This window comes from Butyrivibrio sp. AE2005 (genome assembly GCF_000686965.1).
Taxonomy (GTDB): Bacteria; Bacillota; Clostridia; order Lachnospirales; family Lachnospiraceae; genus Butyrivibrio; species Butyrivibrio hungatei_A.
Window position 1 is genome coordinate 66,185 of sequence record NZ_JMMD01000016.1, and the last position, 24,201, is coordinate 90,385.

Sequence of the window (24,201 nt, forward strand, 5' to 3'; positions counted from 1 at the left end):
AATGGTGAAAAGAGTGCTTTCGGTAGTTGGAGTGATTTTTTTGTATTTTTTGGTGTTTTTTATTGGAATACTGGGATTTCAGGTTTTTGCGGAAGGGAGGCTCCTGCTGACTGAGGAACAGCTTGATCATTACAGCGGCTCTTTTGGGACAGTTGTAACAGTTTTGTTTGTTGTTTGGTTTTCGCATGTAAAGGGAATATCCAAGGATTTGGAGTTAAGGAAAGACAGAAGCTTTATCAAGATGATCGTGGTAGCAGTTTTTTCTGTTTGTATTGGTATGATACTTTTTAACTCTTTTGTCGGTTTTTTACTTAACGGGATTTTTCCTGTAACAGAAGATGTAGCACTTGATGAAACAGCATTTGATCATATAGTTGCAATCCTGATAGCACCGGTGGCGGAGGAATATTTTTTTAGGAAGGGCTTATACGGTTATGTCAGAGAAAAAATAAATATCCCTATTGCAGTAATCTTAACGTCGTTGATATTTGCCGAACTTCATGGTTACCACCTTCAGGGATTTCTTTCAGTCTTTTTCAGCGGAATATTATATGCACTGATATATGAGCATAGTGGTAATATTATGTATAGTATATGTGCGCATATGATGCATAACGCATCTGCGAGTATCATGAATGCTTTTGAAAGGCATGGCGTGCAGCTAAGCTATAATCTGAACGGATATATTATATATACGTTGCCTGTGCTTCTTACGGCAGTTCTGCTGGTTACGATAATACTGATAAAAGGAAGAATGAAAATTGGAAAAAGAAAAATACAAAGTACTTGTAGTTGACGATGAGCCTCAGATAGCGGGACTTCTCAAGGTGTGTCTTGAGATGCATGGCATGGAAGTGAGCGAAGCATATGACGGAAACAGCGCCTATGAGATGTTTGACAGAAGGAGCTTTGATCTGATAATAACCGATGTGATGATGCCTGTTATGGATGGCTATGAGCTTGTTGAAAAGATAAGACTAAAGAGCCATGTACCTGTTCTTTTCCTTACTGCCAAGGGCGATGTTCTTGACAGGATAAAGGGGCTTAATATCGGAGCGGATGATTATATAGTTAAACCTTTTGACCCGATGGAAGTTGCGGCAAGAGTATTGTCCACACTTCGAAGATGCTACGGATATGATGGGCAAGGCAAGGCTGTGGAACTTGTATGCGGAAGCCTTAGATTGGATGTTGATCTTAAGAGACTTTATAAAAATGGTGAAGCTATAGAACTGACAGCGCTGGAATATCGCATGGTTGAATGCTTCATGAGCAATATCGGACATGTGCTTACCAAAGACCGAATATACGAGGAGGCATGGGAAAGCGATAAATTCCCCGATGACAACAGCATCATGGTCGCGATAAGTAAGCTTAGAAGCAAGATATCGGATGACGGCGCGGAGTATATCCACACTATCAGAGGGCTGGGATATAGGATGGAAGAAAAATGAAAAAAGAATATAGCAGGAAACTTCAGGCATTTCTTAGATTTTTGATCGCGATTGTTATTCTGTTGATGCTTCTTTTTAACAGGATAAGAGATTTTATAAAGGGGGTTATTGCGGGATGGTCCGGCAAAGAAGGGCTTGGAGATGGACTTAAGACACAGGTTAATGTTGCAAGTGTGATTTTCATCCTGATTATATTTGGCGTGATTTCTCATATCGCAAAGAAATATATTTCAGATCCTGCACGAAGAATCGCAGACAGTATGAATAAGGTAAGCAGCGGTGATCTTGATGTCAGACTTGAAGCAAAGGATAGCTTTGAGTTCGGCGAGATAGAAGAAGCTTTCAACAACATGGTAGTGGGGTTAAAAGAAGCTCAGACGCTCAGGGAAAAAAATGATGAGCATAACAGACAGCTCTACGCAGGAATAGCTCATGATCTCAAGACTCCAATGACGATGGTAATGGGATATGCCAAATTACTTAAGAAAGAAGATATATCTGACGAGGAGCTAAAACGCTGCCTGACTGTAATAGAACAGCAGATAGAAGCTGCGAATGTGCAGCTTGAGGATATGCTGGAGTACTCCAAATTTGGAAGTGCAAGTTATAAGATTATTCCCGAAGAGGGCAATATTGCGGCGCTTCTTAGAGGAATTCTTGCGGATATGTTTTATAAATTCGAAGAGAAAAAACTTGTCCTTAATTTGGAGATACCTGACACCGTGATCTGTAAATATGATCACTCGCAGATGCGCCGAGTTTTTTCCAACCTTATAAACAATGCTGTCAGACATAATCCTGAGAATACAACCATAAAGGTCACTATGACAGAAACGGGCGGTGGAGTTGAGGTTGTTGTTGCCGATAACGGCCCGTTTTTGGATGAAGAACTCAAGGCGCATATTTTTGAGCCATATATAAAAGGTAAAAACGGCGGAAGTGGCTTGGGGCTTTCGGTGGCTAAAAAGATCATGGAACTTCATGGCGGAATGCTGGAATATGTGGAAGATGCGGAGAGCGAATTTAAGAGGTTTGTTGCCGTGGTGTGAAGGATTGGAGTGGTACAGATGATTATTAAGAATGCATCTGCATTTACGGAAGACGGTAGATTTATTAAAAAAGATATATTTGTGGATGGAGAATACTTTTCTGACAGTTGCCAAAACGGCGGCTGTCAGAATGCCAAGATAATTGATGCGAGCTCCTGCTATGCGATTCCGGGACTTGTGGATATCCATCTGCACGGCTGTGATGGCGTTGACTTCTGTGATGGGATGACAGAGTCGATTGGGAAGATTCTTGCATATGAGGCAAAGAATGGCATAACTACGGTTGTGCCTGCGACAATGACGCTTTCGGAAGAAGAACTTATGAAGATAATGAAGGCTGCTGCTGAGTATAGGAGAGAACAGGGAAGAGATGACGGCAGTCGATACGATGGAGAGTATGAAAGAGAGGCTACGAAAGTGGGGCTCTCTTATTTTCATGGAATAAACATGGAAGGCCCGTTCGTATCAGCCCAAAAGTGTGGCGCGCAGAATACGAAGTATCTCAGAAAGCCCGATATAGATATGTTTAACAGGCTCTATGAGGCATCGGAAGAGTGCATCAGATTCTGTGATATTGCACCCGAAGAAGATACTCCTTCAATGGATTTTATAAAAGAAGTTTCTAAGAAATGTACGGTTTCGCTTGCGCATACCGATTGTGACTACGATACCGCAAAACAAGCTTTTGAAAGTGGAGCCTGCCATCTTACACATCTGTTTAATGCAATGGCACCGTTAGGTCACAGGAATCCCGGCCCGATCGCGGCTGCTGCGGAGAAAGACAAAGTAATCGCTGAGCTAATCTGTGATGGCGTTCATGTTGCGGCACCAATGATAAGGACTGCGTTCAAACTTTTTGGACGAGAGCGGATAGCGCTTATAAGCGACTCTATGATGGCAACTGGTCTTGGCAATGGAGAGTACGAACTCGGAAGACAGCCTGTATCTGTAAGAGGAAATGAAGCGCGCCTTAGCGACGGCGCAATTGCAGGTTCTGTGACGAATCTCATGGGATGCCTTAAATATGCAGTTAAGCAGGCAGCGATTTCTCTCGAAGATGCCGTATATTCGGCAACCGTAACTCCCGCCAAGGCAGCAGGCTGCTATGATGTTACAGGCTCTATCACTCCTGGCAAGTACGCAGATCTGGTGCTTCTTGATAAGGAGACACTTGATGTGAAGATGGTGATTGCAAGAGGTGTTGAAGTTTAAAAATGGAAAGCATGATTCCAAGACACAAAAATAACCGCCCTCTGCCTCGCAAACATAGAGCGGTTATTTCTTAACCATTTTATATTTCAGGGCTAACCGTCTATCGGTAGCACCTTTTTCAATTCATATATTACCATCACGGTTCATTATCGTCAAATAATCATTTCCTTTTATTCCACAATATTATTCTTTATTATATCTCGTACAGTCTGCTCAAGGTGCGGCTTAAGCTCTTCCAGCGAAACAGGATCGTTGTACATGATGGCGCTGTAGCCGGTTGAGCCTACAAGCTCTATGATGAGGAAGAGCATTACTTCAGGATCTTTGAACTTGTGACCCGATTCTTCAAGCATCTTGTTGTAGATGGTTCCAAATTCATCGTCTGAATTGCTTACGTTTGTGTTTAGAGCTTTTTTGAAAACTGCCCAGCTGAGGTCTTTGTAGATAAAAGAAAGAAGGCCTTTGTTTGCGGCAAGAGCGTCCAGCGCATAGTTCATTATAAATATCAGTCTGTCATCAAATTCTGTCAGATTCTCATGGCTGAGCGCTTCGTGAGCCTGCATGAACAGCTGGCTTGACTTGTGAGCGATAAGCCTGTTGCGGATGTCATATTTATCCTTAAAGTATAAGTAGAAAGTTCCTTTTGCAACCCCTGCTCTTTCTACAATGTCCGATATGGAAGTCTTGTTAAGTCCCTTTGAAGTAAAAAGCTCAAAGGAAGTGTTTAGTAATCTCTCCAGTTTTGCTTTTTTGTTTTGGTCTGCTTTTCCCATTTTTTCACCTTTCTCTTTTCAAATTAAATATAACATAAATTTAGGAAAGTTATTAAGACAAAAATAGTGGATTCATTGACATGGAAAAATGAATGTACTAGAATAGCGTTGTTAGCAATAACTAACAACGTGTAAAATCAGATAATCCCTCTTTTGATAATCAGGCATTTTAATCGGTTATTGAAAGGGGATTTTTGCGTTGAATGGGGGAAGACGAGAGGAGTAAGCAAAAGATAATAAAGTTTGGGAAATCTTCTCTTTTAAAATGTTGACTAATGGTCATAAAAGTGTTATACCATAAATGACCGATAGTCAATAATTTCAATGGAGTAATAGTATGAAAAAGATTTCTCGAATAATTGTCAAATTAAGATATCTGATACTCTTGGTTGCAATCGGGCTCCTTATCCCGGCTGCGATCGGATATATAAATACGAGAGTAAACTACGATATTTTGTCGTACCTTCCAAAGGACATCGAGACTATGAAGGGGCAGGATATCCTGCTAGATCAGTTCGGAACCGGCTCTTTTGTCCTGTATGTGACTGAAGGTATGGAGGAAAAAGATGTTGCGGCTCTGAAAGCAAAGATAGAGCAGGTGGATCATGTTGAGAACGTGCTCTGGTACGATTCTCTGATGGATCTGTCGATACCCATGTCGATGCTTCCGAGCGATGTATATGATGCGTTTAACAGCGGAGATGCGACGATGATGTTCATTGTATTTGATGACGGAACATCCGCCGACACAACATTGGAAGCAGTAGAAAATATCAGGAAAATTTCGAATGAGCAGTGCTTTATGAGCGGAATGAGCGCTATAGTGGCCGACCTTAAGAGCATTACAATTTCGGAGACACCTATATACGTTGTAATGGCGGTTGTACTTGCTGTGATAGTTCTCTCAATCACAATGGATTCCTATCTTATTCCTGTGTTTTTCCTTCTGAGCATAGGAATGGCGATAGTCTACAACATGGGAACCAATGTGTTTAACGGAGAGATTTCTTTTATCACTCAGGCGCTGAGCGCGGTACTTCAGCTCGGAGTCACCATGGATTATTCGATATTCCTGTGGCACAGCTATCAGGAAGAACTTGAAAAGAATGACAACAGAAACGACGCGATGGCAAATGCCATAGCCGCAACATTTAAGTCTGTTGTCGGAAGTTCAATTACATCGATCGCAGGCTTTTTGGCGCTCTGCTTTATGACGTTCACACTTGGAACGGATCTCGGAATAGTAATGGCCAAGGGTGTAATATTCGGCGTTGTCGGATGCGTTACCATTTTGCCGAGCATGATACTTATCTTTGATAAGGCGATTGAAAAGACAAAGCATAAACCTCTTTTGCCCGAATTCGTAAGAATACCGAAGATGGTGGCAAAGCATTACCTTGTATTCTTCATCATCTTCCTGGCACTCATATTCCCTGCGGTTTACGGAAACAACCGCACTAAGGTTTACTACAACCTGACGGATACGCTTCCCGACAAGCTTGGAAGTATACAGGGGTCAAAAGAGATTGATGAGAAGTTCGACATGAACTCCGCGTATATGATCCTTGTTGATAAGAACCTCGACAGTGTTTCCATGAATAAGATGATAAAAGAGCTCAAGAATACCGACGGTATCATCTCAGTGCTCGGAATCGACGCTATCATGGGACCTGCATTTCCGAAAGAGTTTATTCCTGAGGAATATTTCGATGCGCTCGAAAGCGATGATTGGAAAGTAGTTCTTTTGACCACCGATTACAGAGTGGCTTCAAACGAGATAAACGCTCAGATTGATGAGGTTCAGCGCATAGTAAAAGGATATGACAAGAAGGCGATGGTTGTCGGAGAATCGCCTTGTACCAAGGATCTTATAGATATAACGGATCATGACTTTAAGGTTGTAAACGCGGTTTCTATCGGATTTGTGTTCCTGATAATCGCACTGGTACTTAAGTCTTTGTCACTTCCGTTTATATTGGTTGCGGTAATTGAATTTGCGATTTTTGTAAACATGGGAATTCCTTATTATACGGGAACGGTCATACCTTTCATATCATCAGTTGTCATAGGAACCATCCAGCTTGGAGCTACTGTTGACTATGCGATCCTGATGACTACGAGGTACCTGTCGGAAAGAAACGCGGGACATGATAAAAAAGAAGCGACTCTTATTACGCTGACTACCTGTATGAAATCGGTAATTGTCAGCGCGCTCAGCTTCTTTGCGGCAACATTCGGAGTGGGACTTATCTCAAGTATCGATATGATCGGCTCTTTGTGCAATCTTATGTCGAGGGGCGCAATTATCAGCATGTTCACTGTTTTGCTGGTGCTTCCCGCGATGTATATGATATTCGACAAGATAATAATAAAGACTACACTTGGCGTGAATCCGGGTGCAAAGTCACAAGATAAAATTACAGATTGTGTTAATAAAATAGCGTGAGGACAGAATTATGATCAGAAAAAAACTAATCAAATCATTATCACTTGCCCTGGCAACGATGCTTGCAATCATGACGGTTGCCTGTGGTGCAAAAAAAGATAGCGTTTCAGATGCGGCGAATGCAGGAGTATCAACTACTGCCGAGGAAGACAAACTTTCTGACAGTCTTACAAAGAGCATCGGATCTTCTGACGATGCCGGAAAAGTTGAGACGGTATATGTGAGTGCAGATGCAAGCGGCGCCGCAAACGATATTATCGTAAGCGAGTGGCTCAAAAACGCAGGTGCTACGGCTGAACTTGCTGATAAGACTGAACTTAAGGACATTGTAAATGTCAAAGGCGATGAGACGTTCAAGGATAACGGCGACGGAACTTTGACATGGGAGGCAAAGGGTTCTGATATCTACTATCAGGGAGTTACGGACAAAAAACTTCCCGTAAATATGAAGATTACATACAGCCTTGACGGAAAAGAAATTAAGCCCGAAGAACTTGCGGGAAAGAGCGGAAAGGTCACGATTCGCTTCGAGTATGAGAATACCGACAAGCAGACTGTAGATGTGGATGGAAAAGATGTTGAGGTATTCACTCCTTTTGTAATGATGTCAGGAATGATCCTCGATGGTGACAAGTTCTCAAATGTTGATATTTCAAACGGAAAGGTCATTTCGGACGGCGGAAACTACATCGTTATGGGAGTTGCGGTTCCGGGATTAAAAGACAGCCTTGATATATCGGAAGATAAGTGGGATGAGCTTGATGATGAGGATCTTGAGAAAAAACTTAGTAACAGTTTCGAGATAACGGCTGATACAACAGACTTTGAACTTGGTATGACTATGACAATGGCAAGTTCCGATGTGCTTTCAGACTTTGGTATGTCAGATCTTTCTAATTCAGACAAGATCGATGACCTCAAGGATGACATGAATAAGTTAAACGACGGTTCGAATGATCTTGTTGACGGTTCCAAGGAACTTAAGAAAGGAACGGGAGAGCTCAGAGACGGAGTGTCGGATCTTTATGACGGAACAAAGGAGTTTAAGGACGGAACGGCGGAATTAAAAGACGGCACGGGGAAACTCAGCGACGGCACAAAGGATTTCTATGACGGAATCGTAAAATATACGGACGGTGCGCATGAGCTTAGAAACGGCGCGGCGGCTTTGGAAGATGGTGTTAAGGCGGCAAAAGACGGAACTTCTGCGCTTAGAAAGGGAATGGAAGATGCAGATCTTGTTAACAATGCCAAAGCTCTTGCACAGGGAACGGAAGCAATCAACGGTGGTGTAAAGCAGATGGCTCAGATGGCGGCATCGCTTTCAAGTCTTATGACTGCGTCAACACAGCTTACTGCGGTAAAAAATGCATATCTCGCAACACAGTCATATCTTCTTGGTAGCGGCGATCCCACGCAGGCAGCTATTGCCTGTAAGACACTGGGCGTTGATAAGAATACGCTTGATGCAATAATCGCTGTAGGAAAGCCGGCACTTTCAGAGGTTAATCCCGGAGCGGTTACAGCGGTGACATATGATGCGGCGATGGTGATGACTGCCGGAGGCGGCGAACTGGTGCAAAACGGCGGAGACGAAAATGGTGGCAGTATCGGTGGAAATTCAGGTGAAAGCAGCACAAGTGGAAATAACGGAGAAAACGCAGGCGGTGGTAACGCAAGCGAAGGCGGTGACGGAACCGGCGCGGGAGGAAATGCAGGAGGAAACGGCGAAAATCCGGGTGAAAACAGCGGAAGCGGAAATAATGGAGAGAACGCGGGCGGTAACGGAATCGGCGCAGGATCTGGAAATAACGGAGGAGCTACAGGCAACGGTAACGCAAATGCAGGTGATAGCGGAATCGGTGCGGAATCCGGAAATAACGGAGGAACTGCAGGCAGCAACAACGCAAGCGCAAACGCAGGTGATACCGGAACCGGTGCAGGATCGGAAAATAACGGAGGAGCTTCAGGCAGCGGCAACGCAAGTACAAACACAGGCGGTGACGGAAACGGCACAGGAGGAAAAACGGGAATCAATGTTGCCGGAAACAGTGTTAACGAAAGCGGAAGCAAGGCGCAATCTGGCAATATACAGATAGATGCGGCGAAACCTGCAAACAATGAGAGTACAACAACTTTCAGTGCGAGTGATTTGGGCACGGGAGCGATAGATCCTGCGCTTCTTGGAACATCTCTTATGGTCAATCTTAACGGAACGCAGTATTATACGCAGGAAGAAGTTGATGCGCTTGTAAATGCGGCAATAGAGCAGACAAAATCAGCTACGAAAACTGAAGTTATGAACCAGGCAAAGCAGCAGACAACTTTGATTGCCACATATTCGGCTTATCTTGCTCAGACTAAGGCGGTCCTTACATTTATTAAGCAGGCGCACCTTGATACTCTTACAAAACTTGATCCGTCGGTGCTTCAGAAATTATCTCAGCTTGATGCTCTTGTTGCGGGTGCGGATAAAGTTGCGAACGGAAATGCACAGCTGGCAGCAGGAATAGAAAAGCTCTATGGAGGAACGGTTAAACTTGATGATGGAATAGGACAGCTCAAGGACGGTTCTTCCAAGCTTCGTGAAGGTGCCGATACTTTAACGGACAATAATGCGACAATAGTTGACGGTGCATTCAAGCTTTATGACGGCGCTTGCAAACTTGATGAAGGAGCGGGAAAGCTGGACGAAGGAGCAGGAGAGCTCTACGACGGAGTAGGCAAATTGTACGACGGAACAGGCGAGCTTGATGACGGTGTTCAGGAACTTGTTGACGGAGTTATTAAATTTGACAAAGAAGGAATCAAGAAGATCTACGAGGCATTTGACGGCGACCTTTCTGATTTCTCAGACAGACTTTCAGCTATCGAGAAAGCCGGCGAGAACTACAGCACCTTCGGCGGCGCTTCCGATGATACCGACAGCAGCGTGAAGTTCATTATCAAGACAGACGGTATCAAATCTGAGAATGCGTGATGTATGCTTGATACATCGAGTATTCTTGTGTGAATATTTAGGCATTTATAACATGAAATTTATTGAGTATGACCCTGCGGAGCAAAAATGCTCTGTAGGGTCATGCTATTTATGCTTGTTTAGGCAGTGTTTTGCTGAAAGGTATGACCCTATAAGCAGAAAATGAGCTGTAGGGTCATACAAATAAGAGCTCCAAGGTAGTGTGATTGCTGTAAAGCATGACCCTATAAGCAGAAAATGAGCTGTAGGGTCATATAAACAAGCTTTCCAAGGGAATGTATTTGCTGAAAGGTATGACCCTACAGGCAAAAAATGAGCTGTAGGGTCATATAAACAAGAGCTCCAAGGTAGTGTATTTGCTGTAAAGCATGACCCTATAAGCAGAAATGCTCCATAGAGTCAATGCCAGAGCGGCAAGCTATGGCTGCAATGATATTTGCCCTATAAAAACAGAACACAGAAAAAACATACTTTTATAATTTAAATGACATTTTTTTTGAGTAAAATATAGTATGGGATAGGATTGAGAGAATGGCGGCAGCCATGGAACTATCCGTATATCAATGGATAATGTGTACAGGCAGAATATTTGGAGGAGACTATGAAAAAAAGAAAAACAACAGCAATTTTGATTGCTTCAACATTGATGCTTTCGATTGTCGGATGTAACGGAGCACCTTCTGCTTCCGGAAGCAGCGAAATGGAAATGACAGAGGCTGAACTCAGAGAGGCTGCAAGAGAGGCAATGATTGCTTCTGAGGCGGCAGAAGCTTCATCAAGCGAGGATGCATCAGCGGCTTCATCATCAATAGATGCGGCTACGGCAGCTTCTTCCGATGTAGCAACAACAGCAACTTCAACCGAAGTAGCAGCTACAACATTGAATTCATCTGAGACATTAACAACTACAGGTACAGCAACTGCGACAACCACAAATGGCACAACTACTACCGGCGTAGCAACGGCAACAACCCCTGACGCAGCTACTACTGGTTCATCTGCATCTACTGTTTCAACTACAGATTCAAACACAACTGCAACTACCGAAGCAGCAAATGCGATTCCTGCTAAGCTTGCAGATCATGAGTTTGTATATAACGGAAAAGTACACTCTGTTTTGAACAGCACCAATACTATAATGTCTAATCTCGGACAGTATCAGAGCAGAAACACATCTTGTCCTGAACAGCCTTTTTATTCCTATGATGGAGGAAGCATTATTTTTATAACAGGTATAAAAGATGGAAATGAACTTCCTGTTGATATCGCAGTCTATAAAAAAGGTATTCTTACAGCACGCGGCGTTGGTGTAGGCTCAACATTGGCCGAAATAAACAATGCGTATAACGGATGCAATAAGAGTTCTTTTAGCTTGAATAAAGATTATGGTATATCAGTAAAGTTTGATGCATATACTTTATGTTTTTATTTCAATACCAAGAACGATACAGTAGTAAGCTATTCATATGATAATAACGATACTTTGTCAAAGATGTACCCTGTTAAGTCAAATATCGCGGATTCTACAAAGAATATAGTTGCGACCGGAAAAGCTCAGGCTACTACATCAAGCTCAAATGCAACAACTGCTACAAATACAACAACATCAAACACAAATGCCAATGCAACACCTGCTGCAAACAACACAGCACCTGCGCAGACAACTAATAACGCAGCTCCTGCACCTGCAGCAACTACAACTCAGAATAGCAGCAGCGTTTCTGAGGCTGAGATCATGTATAACGGCAAGAAACTTTCTATCCTTGACGGAGCGTCAACACTTATGGCTAACCTCGGTCAGTGTGAAAAGAAAGATACATCAACAGCTGATGAACCAAGATATGTTTATGATTCAAATAACATAAACTTATACACATTTGTTAATAACGGCGAAGAGTTAACTTACGATCTTTGCATCTATAAGCAGGGCGCAAAGACATCTCGCAATGTCGGAGTTGGTGATTCAAAAGATAGTATTATAGCTGCTTATGGTAGTCCTGCAGAGACATATAGTTTTTATCAGGGATATGGCTTCAAGTATAAGTTTGATACATTCACTTTATACTTTAATTTCGACACAAATACCGATAAGGTATATAATATTGCATACGGCAATAATGATACGATAAGAAAGAGACATGCCGCTCATCCTAATTATATTGGGGATTAAAGGATAACAGGGTTTTATGAAAAGAGATTTTGGAAAGAGAGGAAAGGAACTATGAAAATTAAAAGAGCATTGTTGATACTTACAACCGCGCTTGTTGTTACAGGATGTACACCGTCTTTAGAGGGCATTACTGAGGCTTTAGGCGGAAAAGAAGAAGCGTCTTCTGAGAAAATTACTGTTGAAGACGAGCCTTTGGTTGAGGAAACTACTGAGGAAGCAACAGATGCAGAATCTTCTACTGATGAAACAGCAGAGGCAGAAGGCGAGCTTGTATCTGATGAGGAACTTAGCACATTTACAAATATGTTTATTGATGTGAATAGCGATTGTTTTGGTTTCCTTTGGCCTGAATACAGCAGCCCTGAAGAAATCAAGTGGGATCAGGCTATAGGCTGTTATACTCCGGGACTTACAGCAGAAGATCTGACTGATGAAGAAAAGAAGGAGTTTTATGGCTTTACTGATATAGAAGGCGAGCTAGTAGATTCGGTGGTAAGAAAAAAGGATCTTACTAAGTATATCAAAGATCATACCGGACTTGATGTTACCATTGATGCGAAAGATGTTCCTTCATGGACATACAATGAGAAATACGATGCATTCCTTATAGGTGAAAACCCGTGGGGACAGGATACACCTTTAGTTGAAGGTAAATTTGTGTCAGGAACTAAGTCAGGTGACACCTATACACTCAAATTCCAGCCCGGTAATGAAATGTTTGATGAATCTTGTAAGCAGCCTGAAAGAACCATCACATTTACTAAGTCCGGTGACAAACTTGTATTCAAGTCAAACAAACTTGGAAAGTAATAAGAAAACGCTTATTTAATTAAGATTTTCTGATATGGAGAAAAATGCGCAGCTCATCTTATATTTATAAGGTGAGCTGTTTTTTAACAGGCTGAACACATTTGATCTGTATAATAAAAGACACAGAGATTCCTAATACAAAAGAAAACGGAGAGAAAAGCAAAATGAAAAGAAGAACTACATTGTTGATACTCGCAACTGCTTTTGTTATATCCGCATGTACACCGATTCCATTGGAAGGCACTACTGAGACTTCAGGTGAAAAAGAAGAATCGGCATCTGAGGAAGTTACTGCTTCAGATGAATTTGCGTCTGATGAAACTACTGAGGAAACAACGGAAGCTTCAACTGATGAAACTGCTGAGGCAGAATCTTCTACTGATGAAATTACAGAGGTAGAAGGCGAGCCTGTATCTGATGAGGAACTTAGCGATTTTACAAAGAGGTTTACTGCGACCTGTAGCGATTGTTTTGGCTTCCTTGGACCTGAATACAGTAGCCCTGAAGAAATCAAATGGGATCGGGTTATAGCTTACCGAGTTGAGGGTCTTACTGAAGATGAAGACAAACTTCCAGATGAAGAAAAGATAGAATTTTACGGTTCTACAGAGTTGGATCTTATTGTGGATACTGTGGTAAGAATGGATAAGCTCATTAAATATGCCAAAGATCATACCGGACTTGATATTAACATTGACCCGAAAGATTATCCTTTTTGGACATATAATGAGAAATATGATTCAATCCTTATAGGTTGTAATCCGTGGGGAGATGATTCGCCTTTATATGACGGTAAATTTGTGTCAGGAACTAAGTCAGGTGACACTTATACACTCAAATATCAGCCTAACAATGAAAACTGGGATGAAAAGTATAAGCAGCCTGAAAGAATCATCACATTCACTAAGTCCGGAGACAACCTAGTATTCAAGTCAAACAAATTCGGAAAGAAATAAGAATATGTGGATAAAAAATATACTTCCGTCATTGTTATGTCTTTTAACAGTGGCGGAATGTTTCGGTATAAATACAAAACAGGTTAAGGCGACGGAAGCTGAATCACACGCAGCCATATATGACAGGCTGCTTAAAAACGAAGAAAAAGTCCTTATAGATTGCAGCGGCGACGCGGAAGAGCTCTTTTCTTTTAAGAGGTATGCAGGGCAAGAACTCGTTTTGTCAGAGGTTATCAATAACATCGTTAATTGCTACTATACTGTGGATGAGTCAGCCGTAAGCCTCGGGGAAGTTGAATATGCATATCTTGACTGTGGGAAAGATGGCAACGATGAAATAGCTTTGAGAGTGGGCGTCCGGGGAGATTTTGAGCGGGAAATATATGTGATCATTGAGGAAATAGGCGGAAAGCTTAAAACGGTATATTCCAATTTGGAATATTTTGAAAAGAAAATATGCATTAATGAGTATGGATATATTGAAAGCAAGGATAGCCCTTACTGTGAGAGTGTATGTAAGGAATATGTGGACGGGATGGGAAACTACCACTATATTGCCACTGAGAAGACAGATAGCGACAGGTTTCCGTACGGAAATTTGATCAGAAGGTCTGCAGAAAGAGAGAATGAGCAGGATTATTTTTCTTTTGCAAAAACTGAGATTTATCCTGACAGATATGTTTTTGACAGCGCGGACTTAAACAATACTAAGAGTAATGAAATGGATGATATTTGTTGCGGAAATCTGGTCGGACATATTAATTTTCCTAAATATTTAAAGAGCTCACCTTATGTTTTCAACGCTTCGGAAGATGCGGCTAATCATACTATCTTCAAAGACAGTCGCGGAATAATTGAGTATACGGAATCACTTGGACTTAAGTTATACAGCCGTAAGGACTACGTGAAGATATTGGAGGCAAAAGAGAAGGAAAGCGGTCTTACAGATGAAATCAAGAACGGGCATTTATTGAATTGGAACAAGTTTGATTGCAGTTCTTTTTCTATGAATATCAGATCGATATCGGAAGATGGAGATTATTTGGCATATGATGCATTGATTAGCCGCTTAAAGAAAAACATAGAAGATGACAATTATAACGGACTAACACCGGAGCTGACGGGGCTTTCATACGTTTTGAGTTGGGAACTTGCTGACGATGATGTTACGGTTGGATATTTCATAAAAGATATAGATGGTGATGGAATTGACGAATTGTTTTTTGGAAGTTGCAGAAACGACGACAATGAGTATTATTCATCTCCGTTTGACTGTGTTATTTATGATATGTTTGCTATCAGAGGTGGCAAACTTACCCATGTTTTTTCCGGCGCGGAAAGAAGTCGCTATTATCTGTGTGAGAACGGTGCGATAGCAAATGAGGGTGCAAGTTCTGCATCTGAAACAGTATGGTCTTTTTACAAGTATCATGAAGGAGAATTGGAACTGATAGAAGGCCTTTATACGTGTCTCGACAGTGAGTTGACGGAACACATGTATTACACCGACGGCTCAAAGGAATCTGAAGTGGATGATTCAGTCGTGGGAATGTACTCTTTTGATTTTCGTGATTTTGCCAAGTACAAGTATCAAAAGATTGATTATATACCTATTATTGAGAAAGAGAATTAGACAAAATGAGATTAGGCAGAATAATTCCGTTGGCGTTATGTCTTTTGACCATGACAGCGTGCTCCGGAGAAAAGGCGCAACAGACCATGGATTCAGCGGAGACGGCTGCAAACGACATAGAGGCAGCAGAGGAAAAAGAACACGCAGACATATATAAGAGATTTCTTGGAAACGAAGAAAAAGTCCTTATGGATTGCAGCGGTGATGTAGGAAAAGTCTTTTCTTTGAAAAATGCGGAAGGCAAGGAGCTGACATTATCGGAAGTTGTTAGGGCTGTCCGCGATTCTTGTAATGCTGTTGACGATTTTTATGTGACACTTGAATGGACTGAATATGCATATGTCGATTGCGGAAAAGACGGCAATGAAGAACTTGCGCTTGAAGTAAATATGCTGGGGACAAGATGGTTTAAAGAGTGCTTGGTAATTAAGGAAATTGACGGACACTTAAAGACGGTATACGGAAATAATATTAAATGCAGTTCTGAGTATGCAGGGCACTTTGATGTTAATGAGTATGGGTATATCGAAAGTACTGATGATTATTTGCACGAAAAAAGAAGGGAGTACATTGATGCTTCCGGAAATAATCAGTATATTTCTTCTGAATTAATGGTAGGCACAGAGGATTACCCTTTTGTTTATGACGGTGAAACGTTGGATATTACAGAAAAGAAGGATGAGACGAAAAAAGATGATCTGAAAAAGGATGATCCGGATAAGAAATATGGATTTTTACCCAAGGGTACAATTCATGCCGATGGGTATAAGATTTATTGGGCCGATCTGAATGATACTCCGGAAAATAAGGCTGATGACATATATTGTGGTATTATGACCGGACATTGTTTTACACATTATTATGTTAAGAGCTTTAAGTGGTGTGAACATGATGTTTCTGCAGATATTGGCAGTTCGAATGCGTTTGAGGCAGCACGCCGTTTCAGAGAGTTTTTTGACCAAAAAGGGCTTAAGTTGTGCACTGTTGACGAGTTTGATGGATTGATAGCGGCAAAAGAAAAGGAAGCGGGGCTTACAGAGGAAATCAAGAACGGGGAGAGAGTAAGTTGGACTAAACTTGATAATAAAGACCTTCTTGATGAAGAAACTCAGGAAACAGCGGATGTTGATTATGGCGTGTACGATGATCTTATTTGCAGACTAAAGACAGAGATTTGTAAAACAAAGCCAGAGTTTTCAGAGGAATCTTGGGATTCCCTTTATGATTACGTTGAGAAACATGGGCTTTCGTATGAATTATATTATTACATAAAAGATAATTGCGGTATTACGGCGGGATATTTGCAAACCGATATTGACGGCGACGGAGTTGATGAGCTTATTCTGGGAACCAATAGTCCGGATACTTTGGAAAACGGTGAGCCTTGGTCCTGTGATAATGACGATCAGATTTATGACTTATTCACTATTCGGGATGGAAAACTTCTGCATGTCTTTAAAGGTTGGTGTAGAAATCGGTATTTTCTCTGTGGCGACGGCGTGATAGCAAATGAAGGTTCGAACAGTGCATTCAGTGGAGATATGATGTTCTATAAATACTCCAAAGGAGAAATGGAACTCATAGAAGGCGTTTACTGGGACAACGGTAATAGAACTTACTATAAAGATGGACAGGAGGTTTACACAGGAAACTATTCGGAAGATGATTTCTATTCTTTTGAAGATGATAGCATTGCTTCTAAATATGAAGAATCTTTGGATAGCTACAGGTATCATAAGCTTAAAGTTATACCTTTTGTGGAGAAAGAAAAGTAGAAGGTGAGGAGGGACAACATGGATAAGTGGAAGCAGTTGATATGTGTATGTCAAACAAGATTAAAGTAAACGGCACAATCGCAGGACTGATGCTGGCAGAAAAGATAATTGGCGTTATGTAATGAGCGGTATTCCTTAGAACCACATAGCTATGGTATTATATACAAGAGTCAAAAATTGGGGTAACAAAAACATGGTGGAGGTTACAAAATGAAAAAATTCAAAGGCTATATGCATGGAATTAACCTTGGGGGATGGCTTTCACAGTGCAATCACACTAAGGAAAGATATGATAATTTCATTACGGAAGATGATTTTAAGGTAATAAAGTCATGGGGACTCGATCACATCAGAATTCCCGTTGACTATGAACTTGTTGAGGATGAAGCCGGAAACTATATAGAGGACGGTTTCGCATATATACAAAGAGCCATCGAAACTTGCAAGAAGCTTGGACTTAACGTGGTTCTTGATCTTCATAAGACATTTGGTTACAGCTTTGATGACGGTGAGAATGAATCAGGCTTTTTTGACAATGTAAAATATCAGGACAGATTCTATAAGCTCTGGGAGCAATTTGCGCAGAGATTTGGTAAGAACGCAGATATGCTTGCTTTTGAGCTTCTTAACGAAGTTACCAAAAAAGAGTATTGCGAAAAATGGAACGATATTTCTTATGAATGCATCAGAAGAATAAGAAAGATCGCACCGAAGGTAAAAATCCTTGTAGGCGGATATTACAACAACAGTATCGAGGCGCTCAAAGACCTTGCGGCTCCTTATGATGAGAATATTGTTTATAATTTCCATTGCTACGAGCCACTTATTTTTACACATCAGGGTGCGCACTGGATCGAGAAAATGAATGACGATTTCAGGATGCCTTATGATTCAACATATGGCACATATATTGAGAATAACGACAGAGAGCTTGATCACATAACAGGTGATATGTCATCATATGACAAGCAGGAGCTGATAAGTGCGAAGTTCTTTGATGATTATCTTGCAGAGGCCGTTAAGATCGCGGAGGAAAGAAATGTTCAGCTCTACTGCGGAGAATACGGAGTTATAGATAAGGCAACTCCGGAGGATGCGCTTAAATGGTATAAGGACATATGCAGCTGTTTTGATAAATACGGAATCGGACGCGCGGCATGGAGCTACAAAGAGATGGATTTTGGAATTTCCGATGAGCGCATGAAAGGCGTTGTTGATAAGCTTATCAAACTGCTTTAATAATTTTGAGATTTAGGGGCAAAAAAGAAATTTTTTGTCCCCTTTATTTTATATGATATATGGAGTTGATATTTAAGTGAGAGCATGTGAAGATAACAAAATATAATAAATAATAACGAAAGATAAAAAATATATTAAATAATAACGAAAGATAAAAAATATAGTATAATAATAACAAAAGATAAAATACGAAGTACAAGGATAAAAGTGGAGGAAAGATGGAAAAGCGAGTTGATCCGTTTACCAGAACACCGGGAATTGCAGGAGCGGCTTATATTGATACATGTATAGCTGATGAGATCATCAATAGTTTTACAAGCGAGGAGTCCTCGAAATATGTTTATAAGATAACCGGTATAAGGGGATCCGGCAAATCGGTAGAATACGGGAATGTTATACGTGCGCTTAAAGCTGATAAGAAGTGGCTGGTATATTCTCTTTCTGCTGCAGGAGATGCTGTTAAGACTCTTATATCCAAACTCAGTATGGAGAACTTTATAGATTCCAAGAGTAGGGTAACTGAGGTAAGTTCTTCGGTTTCGGCGAGTGGAAATGTTTATGTGGCTTCAGGTAAAGGCGAGGTAAGTGTCGGGAAAAAGGTTTCCGATAATGAGCATTTTTATTCTGATGAAGCGATGCTTACTAAGATGGTAGCAGAAGCAAATAAGAAAAAATATAATGTTTTGGTTGGAGTAGATGATATTTCCAAGACGTCAGAAATGATCAGACTTTTATCGATGATAGGTTCGATGATACTTGAAGGAATGCATATTTATTTGCTGGTAACAGGTTTGGCTGAAAATATTGAGGAGTTTTCATCAGAAAAAAACCTTACTTTTTTCAAGAGAGCAGATGAACTTGAGATAAAGGGATTAAACAAATATGATATTACGGCCATGTATCAGAAACTGTTGAAAATAGATGCTGTGGAAGCAAAAAAAATCGAAGAGGAAACCAAAGGATATGCTTATGCATATCAGGTACTTGGGTCTCTTTATTTCGGTAAACAGAAGAATGAGACACTAAATGATATCATTCCCGAATTTGAAAGGATAATGTTTAGAGATTCATATGATCTGGTTTGGAAATCTTTGAGTAACGGTGAAAAAGAAGTTGTCAGATGCATATGTAAGACCAAAGACGGTAAAGCTGAAGATATTAAAAAACTTATGACGAATGCAGCTTCGTATTCGGTTTATAGGAGCAGATTGATAAACAAACATCTTGTCAGCGACGAAATAAGAGGATATATGAAGCTCAGACTTCCGCATTTTGACAAGTTTGTAGAGATTTGGGGAGAAGATTAAATACATCTGCACACCGGCGCGAAGGAAGCAGGCGCGAGCTTAGCTGATATTGAAGATGATAGGCTCGATGGTATCTGAGGAAATGGTAAGCGAAAAGGAAATAATGACAGACAAGGAATTTATTGATAAATACGGACAAAAACTTAATAATGAGCAGATTGCAGCTGTAAGAGCGGTTGAGGGCTTCGTTCTGCTTCTTGCAGTTCCGGGAAGCGGCAAGACAACGGTCCTTATAAATCGTCTCGGATATATGCTCTATGTAAAAGGAATACGACCTGAAAATATACTCACTCTTACCTATACCGTTGCCGCAACAAAGGATATGGCAAGACGATTTGAATCTGTATTTGGAAGAGCTTCCTCTAATTTACTTGAATTTAGGACAATTAATGGAATCTGCTACGAGATAATAAGAGAATATGGAAGACGTATCGGCAAAAAGCCTTTTGATCTTATAACGGACGATAAGTTATCCGGAAAAATCCTTACTGACATATATACCGAAGTAATGGAAGAGTATCCTACAGAAAGCGATATAAAGAACGTTCGCACTCTTATAACATATTGTAAGAACATGCTTCTTACGGAAGAAGAGATAAAAAAGCGCGGAGAAGACGAAGGACTAGACCTCTTTAAAATATACGATCGTTACAATGCAGAATTAAAAGCAAGAAGTTTGATGGATTATGACGATCAGATGATCTATGCCTATAGAATGCTCAAAAGTTCTTCGGAGATGCTTTCTTTTTTCAAGAACAGATACAAATACATATGTGTAGATGAAGCACAGGATACTTCAAAAAGCCAGCATATGATAATTTCACTTCTTGCCGGAGAAAACGGTAATCTTTTCATGGTGGGAGATGAAGACCAGAGTATTTACGGTTTTAGAGCCGCATACCCCGATGCACTTCTTAATTTTGAAAAAGACCATAGAGGTGCAAGAGTTCTCGTAATGAATAAAAACTACAGATCAAATGCCAAGATTGTTGAGACGGCAGATCTTTTTATACAAAAGAACTTTAACCGCCACAATAAGCATATGTGCGCAGAAAGAGAAGCTTCTTCAGAAGTAAATTATGTAACATTAAAGAGCAGAGAATCGCAATATAAATATCTTTTTGAAATGGCCGGGGCAAGTGATTCAGGGCTTGCGATTCTCTATAGAGATAATGAAAGTGTTATTCCGCTTATTGATCTTCTCGAGAGAGAAGATTTTTCTTATAGAATAAAAAGCACTGATATGTCTTTTTTCTCAAACAGAGTAGTGGTTGATATTGCCAATATACTGAAATTTGCGTTAAATCCGTCGGATCCTGCGTTTTTTATGAATATTTACTTCAAGTTCCAAACATATCTTCGTAAACCTGATGCAGAGAAAATGATCTATATAGCAGACAGAAAGCACATCGGTATTTTGGATGCCGCAGAGAGTATTGATCTAAACGGGAGAGTCCTCGGGAATGTAAGGTCTCTCAGAACACATTTTAGAAACTTGGCTATGGAGCCTCCGGTCAAAGCGCTTAATCGTATTGATAAATATATGGGATATGGTGATTATCTGAAAGATAACAACATTGCCACAAATAAGCTCTTTATATTAAAGATGCTGGCAAAAAAAGAAAAGACCATTCCCGGTTTCCTTGAAAGGCTCGACCTGCTTCGCAAGATACTGACGGAAAAGAGAGAAGACTATACGGCAAAACTTATTCTTTCGACCATCCACTCCAGCAAGGGGCTTGAATATGATAATGTTGTTCTGATGGACGTGATAAATGGCGTATTTCCCGGCAAGATGATCAAGAACTTTAAGAGCGCAACACCACAAGAGAAGCGCGATTACGAAGAGGAGCGCCGAATTTTTTATGTGGGCATCACCAGGGCAAAAGATAATCTGACAATACTTAAATACGATGATGCACCATCTGTATTTACAGGCGAGCTTTCACCCAAGAAAAAGAAGGATATGGCAAAAACGCATGCAAATGCGAAAAAGGTAGAAAACGTTTTGTTAAAACCGACTCCGCTTCTAAAAAAGAAATCTGTTCCGGTTACATCCGGTGTAAATGTTCCGGACAATCTTATCATCGGAGAACAGATAATTCAGACAAAATACGGAGAAGGCATTATAACAGATGTTTCTTGGGATGACGATGAAGTGCCGACCAAGTTCACCGTAAAATTCGATAATGGAATAGAAAGGAAATTTGTATATCCCTTTGCATTTACTACCGGGATGAGGATAAAACAATGAGGACCGCACTTGATTATAGAACAACAGGTGTTATGAAAATTCTGTGAATCCTGCGCCCATCTGCTTTACAGCAGTAATGCGATAATGTACAACTATTTTTGGACGTGGAAAACATTGGGGAATAATGACAAAAGATATTAAAACAAGATATAAATATTGGGAAAGAGTCTGATGGTTATGGGAATTTACTATCGCAAGAAAGGCTAAAAAATGAAAAGAAAAATATTTCCGTTACTCTTACTCACTGTTTTTACATTATGTTTATCATCTTGCCATGACAAAACGACAGATACAGAGGCAGCGACAGAGCAGGACAGTTCTGCAAAGAATGAAGAAACCGGAACGGGTGGTGATACCAAGCAGGAATCTGAGCAGAAAGATTGTTTATTATATTATGAGACCGGTGATAATTCTGTAGGATCTATGTATCTTATAGATGAAAACGGAAATAAAAAAAGATATTTATCCGATACTGTGCAGGAGGTGCTTGAAAAGAACAATTTGGCTTCTGCCGTAAAGGATGGATTGCAAGCCCAATATCTTTATATAAATGAAATAGTATATGTTAGATTTTATGGTGGCTTGGATGATAACGATAATAGAGTTGGTTTATATGCAATTGATCCTGATAATGGTAGATTGGTGAAAGTCACTGATAACGGGGAGATTGATTATATCGATTATTACAACGGCAAGCTGTATGTCGGTTTTTATGGGAATGAAAAAAATACGGAGAGTGTTTTTACTGTTTCGGATGATTTTTCTTTTATTCAGGGAGAATCTGAGTATGTTGAGGCATTAAAAAAAATTGGTGAATACTATATTGAAAAAACACCATACAAAGAATCAGATGGCTATCACATTGCAAAAGCAGGTTTTTCTCCGGCGAGAGCATTTGACGAGGCCGGGTATGTTATGGCTACAAGATACGGCCAGACGGGTGAATATGAATATATTAAAATACTGCCGGATGGAACTGCTGAAGCAATTGAATGTTTATCCGATGGATTAAGAGAGGTACTTTATTATGATAAAGATATAGTTTATTGTACCGGCACTTACAGTAGTGATACAGAGGTTTATTCTGTTGATATAAGTACAGGCAATTCTAAGCTTATTTTGGATGATATTGGGATCGGATATAGGCAGGTTGCAGATAATAAGTTGTTACATTCAGATCGTAAAGGCGAAAATCTTTATGTATTCGATTTAAAAAAAGAAGAAGATAAACAGTTATATCCTTTAAAAAATAAAGCAGGGGTTTCGATATATGATTCATTTCGATGCCAGATTATAAATGGTAAAGTGTTTGTCTGTGATCTTAAGGATGCAGAGCTTAAGTGGTTCAGACTGGGTGGGTATGATGATAATAAATCCGGATATATAGTTGATGATATTGATTGTCCCATTGAAGTTGTCGGCGCATATAAATATGGCACGGTAACAAAGTTTGAGTCGGAGATGAATTGCCCATCTTGCGGAGCGGTGATTCTGAATCATTCTTATGATCTCTTTCAATTGAATGAGGAGTATTCCAAACATGCATCAGTCATCAATGAAAAGCTTAAAGAAAAAAAGGACGACTTTATAAACACTTTTTCGGAAGATGAGCTTGATTGTGTTGTGCATTGGGATGGTGAATGTATTGATGAAAAACTATATTATTTGGGGGGCGAGTCAGAAGAATCATTATACGATGTCGACATAGTTAATTCACGATTCCTTGTGCTTAATATGAACTACTGGTGGTACGGTGGAGGACCTCATGGACTTACGCATGATGATATTTATGTGTTTGATCTTTCAACAGGTGAGGAACTAAGTTTGAAAAACTTTTATTCCGGCACAGAGTCTGAATTTAAAGATTTGATTGCCGGAAAAATCAAAGAAGATTATTGCAAATGTCCCGGAATATTTGAAATGAATTCAGAAGAAGATGCTTATAACTGGGCATATGGTGCAGCTTATATTGATTCTACAAGTATATATTATTATGGCGATCATATAACTTACTGTTTCAATCAATATGAATTGGGAAGCTATGCAGCCGGCATATATGAAGTGAGTGTATCTTATGAAGAATTAAACGGACATGCGGAACTTACCAGAATGAAATAGCATAAAATATATTACTTGAAAAGGA

The 24,201-nt window shown here is 40.4% G+C and carries 16 protein-coding genes; 15 read left to right on the top strand and 1 reads right to left on the bottom strand.

The window, feature by feature from the left end; translation table 11 throughout:
- Nucleotide 1: 1 nt before the first annotated feature.
- From DL92_RS0111445 to nagA, 4 genes are read left to right on the top strand one after another with little or no spacing between them, the layout of a single operon-like run.
- Nucleotides 2–796: a CPBP family intramembrane glutamic endopeptidase gene (locus DL92_RS0111445; protein WP_026667781.1), complete on the top strand. Its 795-nt coding sequence runs from the start codon at nucleotides 2–4 to the stop codon at nucleotides 794–796.
- Complete coding sequence (locus DL92_RS0111450) at nucleotides 762–1,454, top strand: response regulator transcription factor (protein WP_026667782.1); 693 nt, start codon at nucleotides 762–764, stop codon at nucleotides 1,452–1,454. Before DL92_RS0111445 ends, DL92_RS0111450 begins: the two co-directional genes overlap by 35 nt.
- Nucleotides 1,451–2,503 (top strand): HAMP domain-containing sensor histidine kinase, encoded by a 1,053-nt coding sequence (locus DL92_RS0111455; RefSeq protein ID WP_026667783.1) that lies wholly within the window; start codon nucleotides 1,451–1,453, stop codon nucleotides 2,501–2,503. Before DL92_RS0111450 ends, DL92_RS0111455 begins: the two co-directional genes overlap by 4 nt.
- An 18-nt stretch (nucleotides 2,504–2,521) precedes the next feature.
- Entirely contained in the window at nucleotides 2,522–3,715 is a 1,194-nt protein-coding gene (gene nagA / locus DL92_RS0111460; RefSeq protein WP_026667784.1) for an N-acetylglucosamine-6-phosphate deacetylase, read from the top strand.
- A gap of 170 nt (nucleotides 3,716–3,885) precedes the next feature.
- On the opposite strand, the gene DL92_RS0111465 is transcribed toward nagA, so the two are convergent.
- Nucleotides 3,886–4,488 carry a TetR/AcrR family transcriptional regulator gene (locus DL92_RS0111465; protein WP_026667785.1) on the bottom strand — a complete coding sequence of 201 codons (603 nt, stop codon included), beginning with the start codon at nucleotides 4,486–4,488 and terminating at the stop codon, nucleotides 3,886–3,888.
- 337 nt (nucleotides 4,489–4,825) lie between these two features.
- On the opposite strand from DL92_RS0111465, the gene DL92_RS19070 reads away from it, so the two are divergent.
- The 11 genes from DL92_RS19070 to DL92_RS0111525 all read left to right on the top strand — a co-directional run bounded on the left by DL92_RS19070 (nucleotide 4,826) and on the right by DL92_RS0111525 (nucleotide 24,176).
- A complete protein-coding gene (locus DL92_RS19070; RefSeq protein ID WP_034469012.1) occupies nucleotides 4,826–6,934 on the top strand; it encodes an efflux RND transporter permease subunit in 2,109 nt (702 codons plus the stop codon).
- 10 nt (nucleotides 6,935–6,944) lie between these two features.
- Nucleotides 6,945–9,914 (top strand): hypothetical protein, encoded by a 2,970-nt coding sequence (locus DL92_RS20320; RefSeq protein WP_026667786.1) that lies wholly within the window; start codon nucleotides 6,945–6,947, stop codon nucleotides 9,912–9,914.
- A gap of 601 nt (nucleotides 9,915–10,515) precedes the next feature.
- Complete coding sequence (locus tag DL92_RS0111480; RefSeq protein WP_026667787.1) at nucleotides 10,516–12,084, top strand: hypothetical protein; 1,569 nt, start codon at nucleotides 10,516–10,518, stop codon at nucleotides 12,082–12,084.
- A gap of 51 nt (nucleotides 12,085–12,135) precedes the next feature.
- Nucleotides 12,136–12,894: a hypothetical protein gene (locus DL92_RS0111485; RefSeq protein ID WP_026667788.1), complete on the top strand. Its 759-nt coding sequence runs from the start codon at nucleotides 12,136–12,138 to the stop codon at nucleotides 12,892–12,894.
- A gap of 164 nt (nucleotides 12,895–13,058) precedes the next feature.
- Nucleotides 13,059–13,850, top strand: a complete 792-nt coding sequence (locus DL92_RS0111490) for a hypothetical protein (RefSeq protein ID WP_074463294.1) — start codon at nucleotides 13,059–13,061, stop codon at nucleotides 13,848–13,850.
- A gap of 4 nt (nucleotides 13,851–13,854) precedes the next feature.
- Nucleotides 13,855–15,483: a hypothetical protein gene (locus DL92_RS0111495; RefSeq protein WP_026667790.1), complete on the top strand. Its 1,629-nt coding sequence runs from the start codon at nucleotides 13,855–13,857 to the stop codon at nucleotides 15,481–15,483.
- 5 nt (nucleotides 15,484–15,488) lie between these two features.
- Nucleotides 15,489–17,258, top strand: a complete 1,770-nt coding sequence (locus tag DL92_RS0111500; protein ID WP_026667791.1) for a hypothetical protein — start codon at nucleotides 15,489–15,491, stop codon at nucleotides 17,256–17,258.
- Between the two features lie 210 nt (nucleotides 17,259–17,468).
- Nucleotides 17,469–18,497, top strand: a complete 1,029-nt coding sequence (locus tag DL92_RS0111510) for a glycoside hydrolase family 5 protein (RefSeq protein WP_026667792.1) — start codon at nucleotides 17,469–17,471, stop codon at nucleotides 18,495–18,497.
- Nucleotides 18,498–18,715: 218 nt separating this feature from the next.
- Nucleotides 18,716–19,804 carry a hypothetical protein gene (locus tag DL92_RS0111515; protein WP_026667793.1) on the top strand — a complete coding sequence of 363 codons (1,089 nt, stop codon included), beginning with the start codon at nucleotides 18,716–18,718 and terminating at the stop codon, nucleotides 19,802–19,804.
- Between the two features lie 55 nt (nucleotides 19,805–19,859).
- Nucleotides 19,860–22,058: an ATP-dependent helicase gene (locus DL92_RS19080; RefSeq protein ID WP_242845857.1), complete on the top strand. Its 2,199-nt coding sequence runs from the start codon at nucleotides 19,860–19,862 to the stop codon at nucleotides 22,056–22,058.
- A 210-nt stretch (nucleotides 22,059–22,268) separates the two neighbouring features.
- On the top strand, nucleotides 22,269–24,176 hold the full coding sequence (locus DL92_RS0111525; protein ID WP_026667794.1) for an RsiV family protein: 1,908 nt from the start codon (nucleotides 22,269–22,271) through the stop codon (nucleotides 24,174–24,176).
- Nucleotides 24,177–24,201 lie beyond the last annotated feature (25 nt).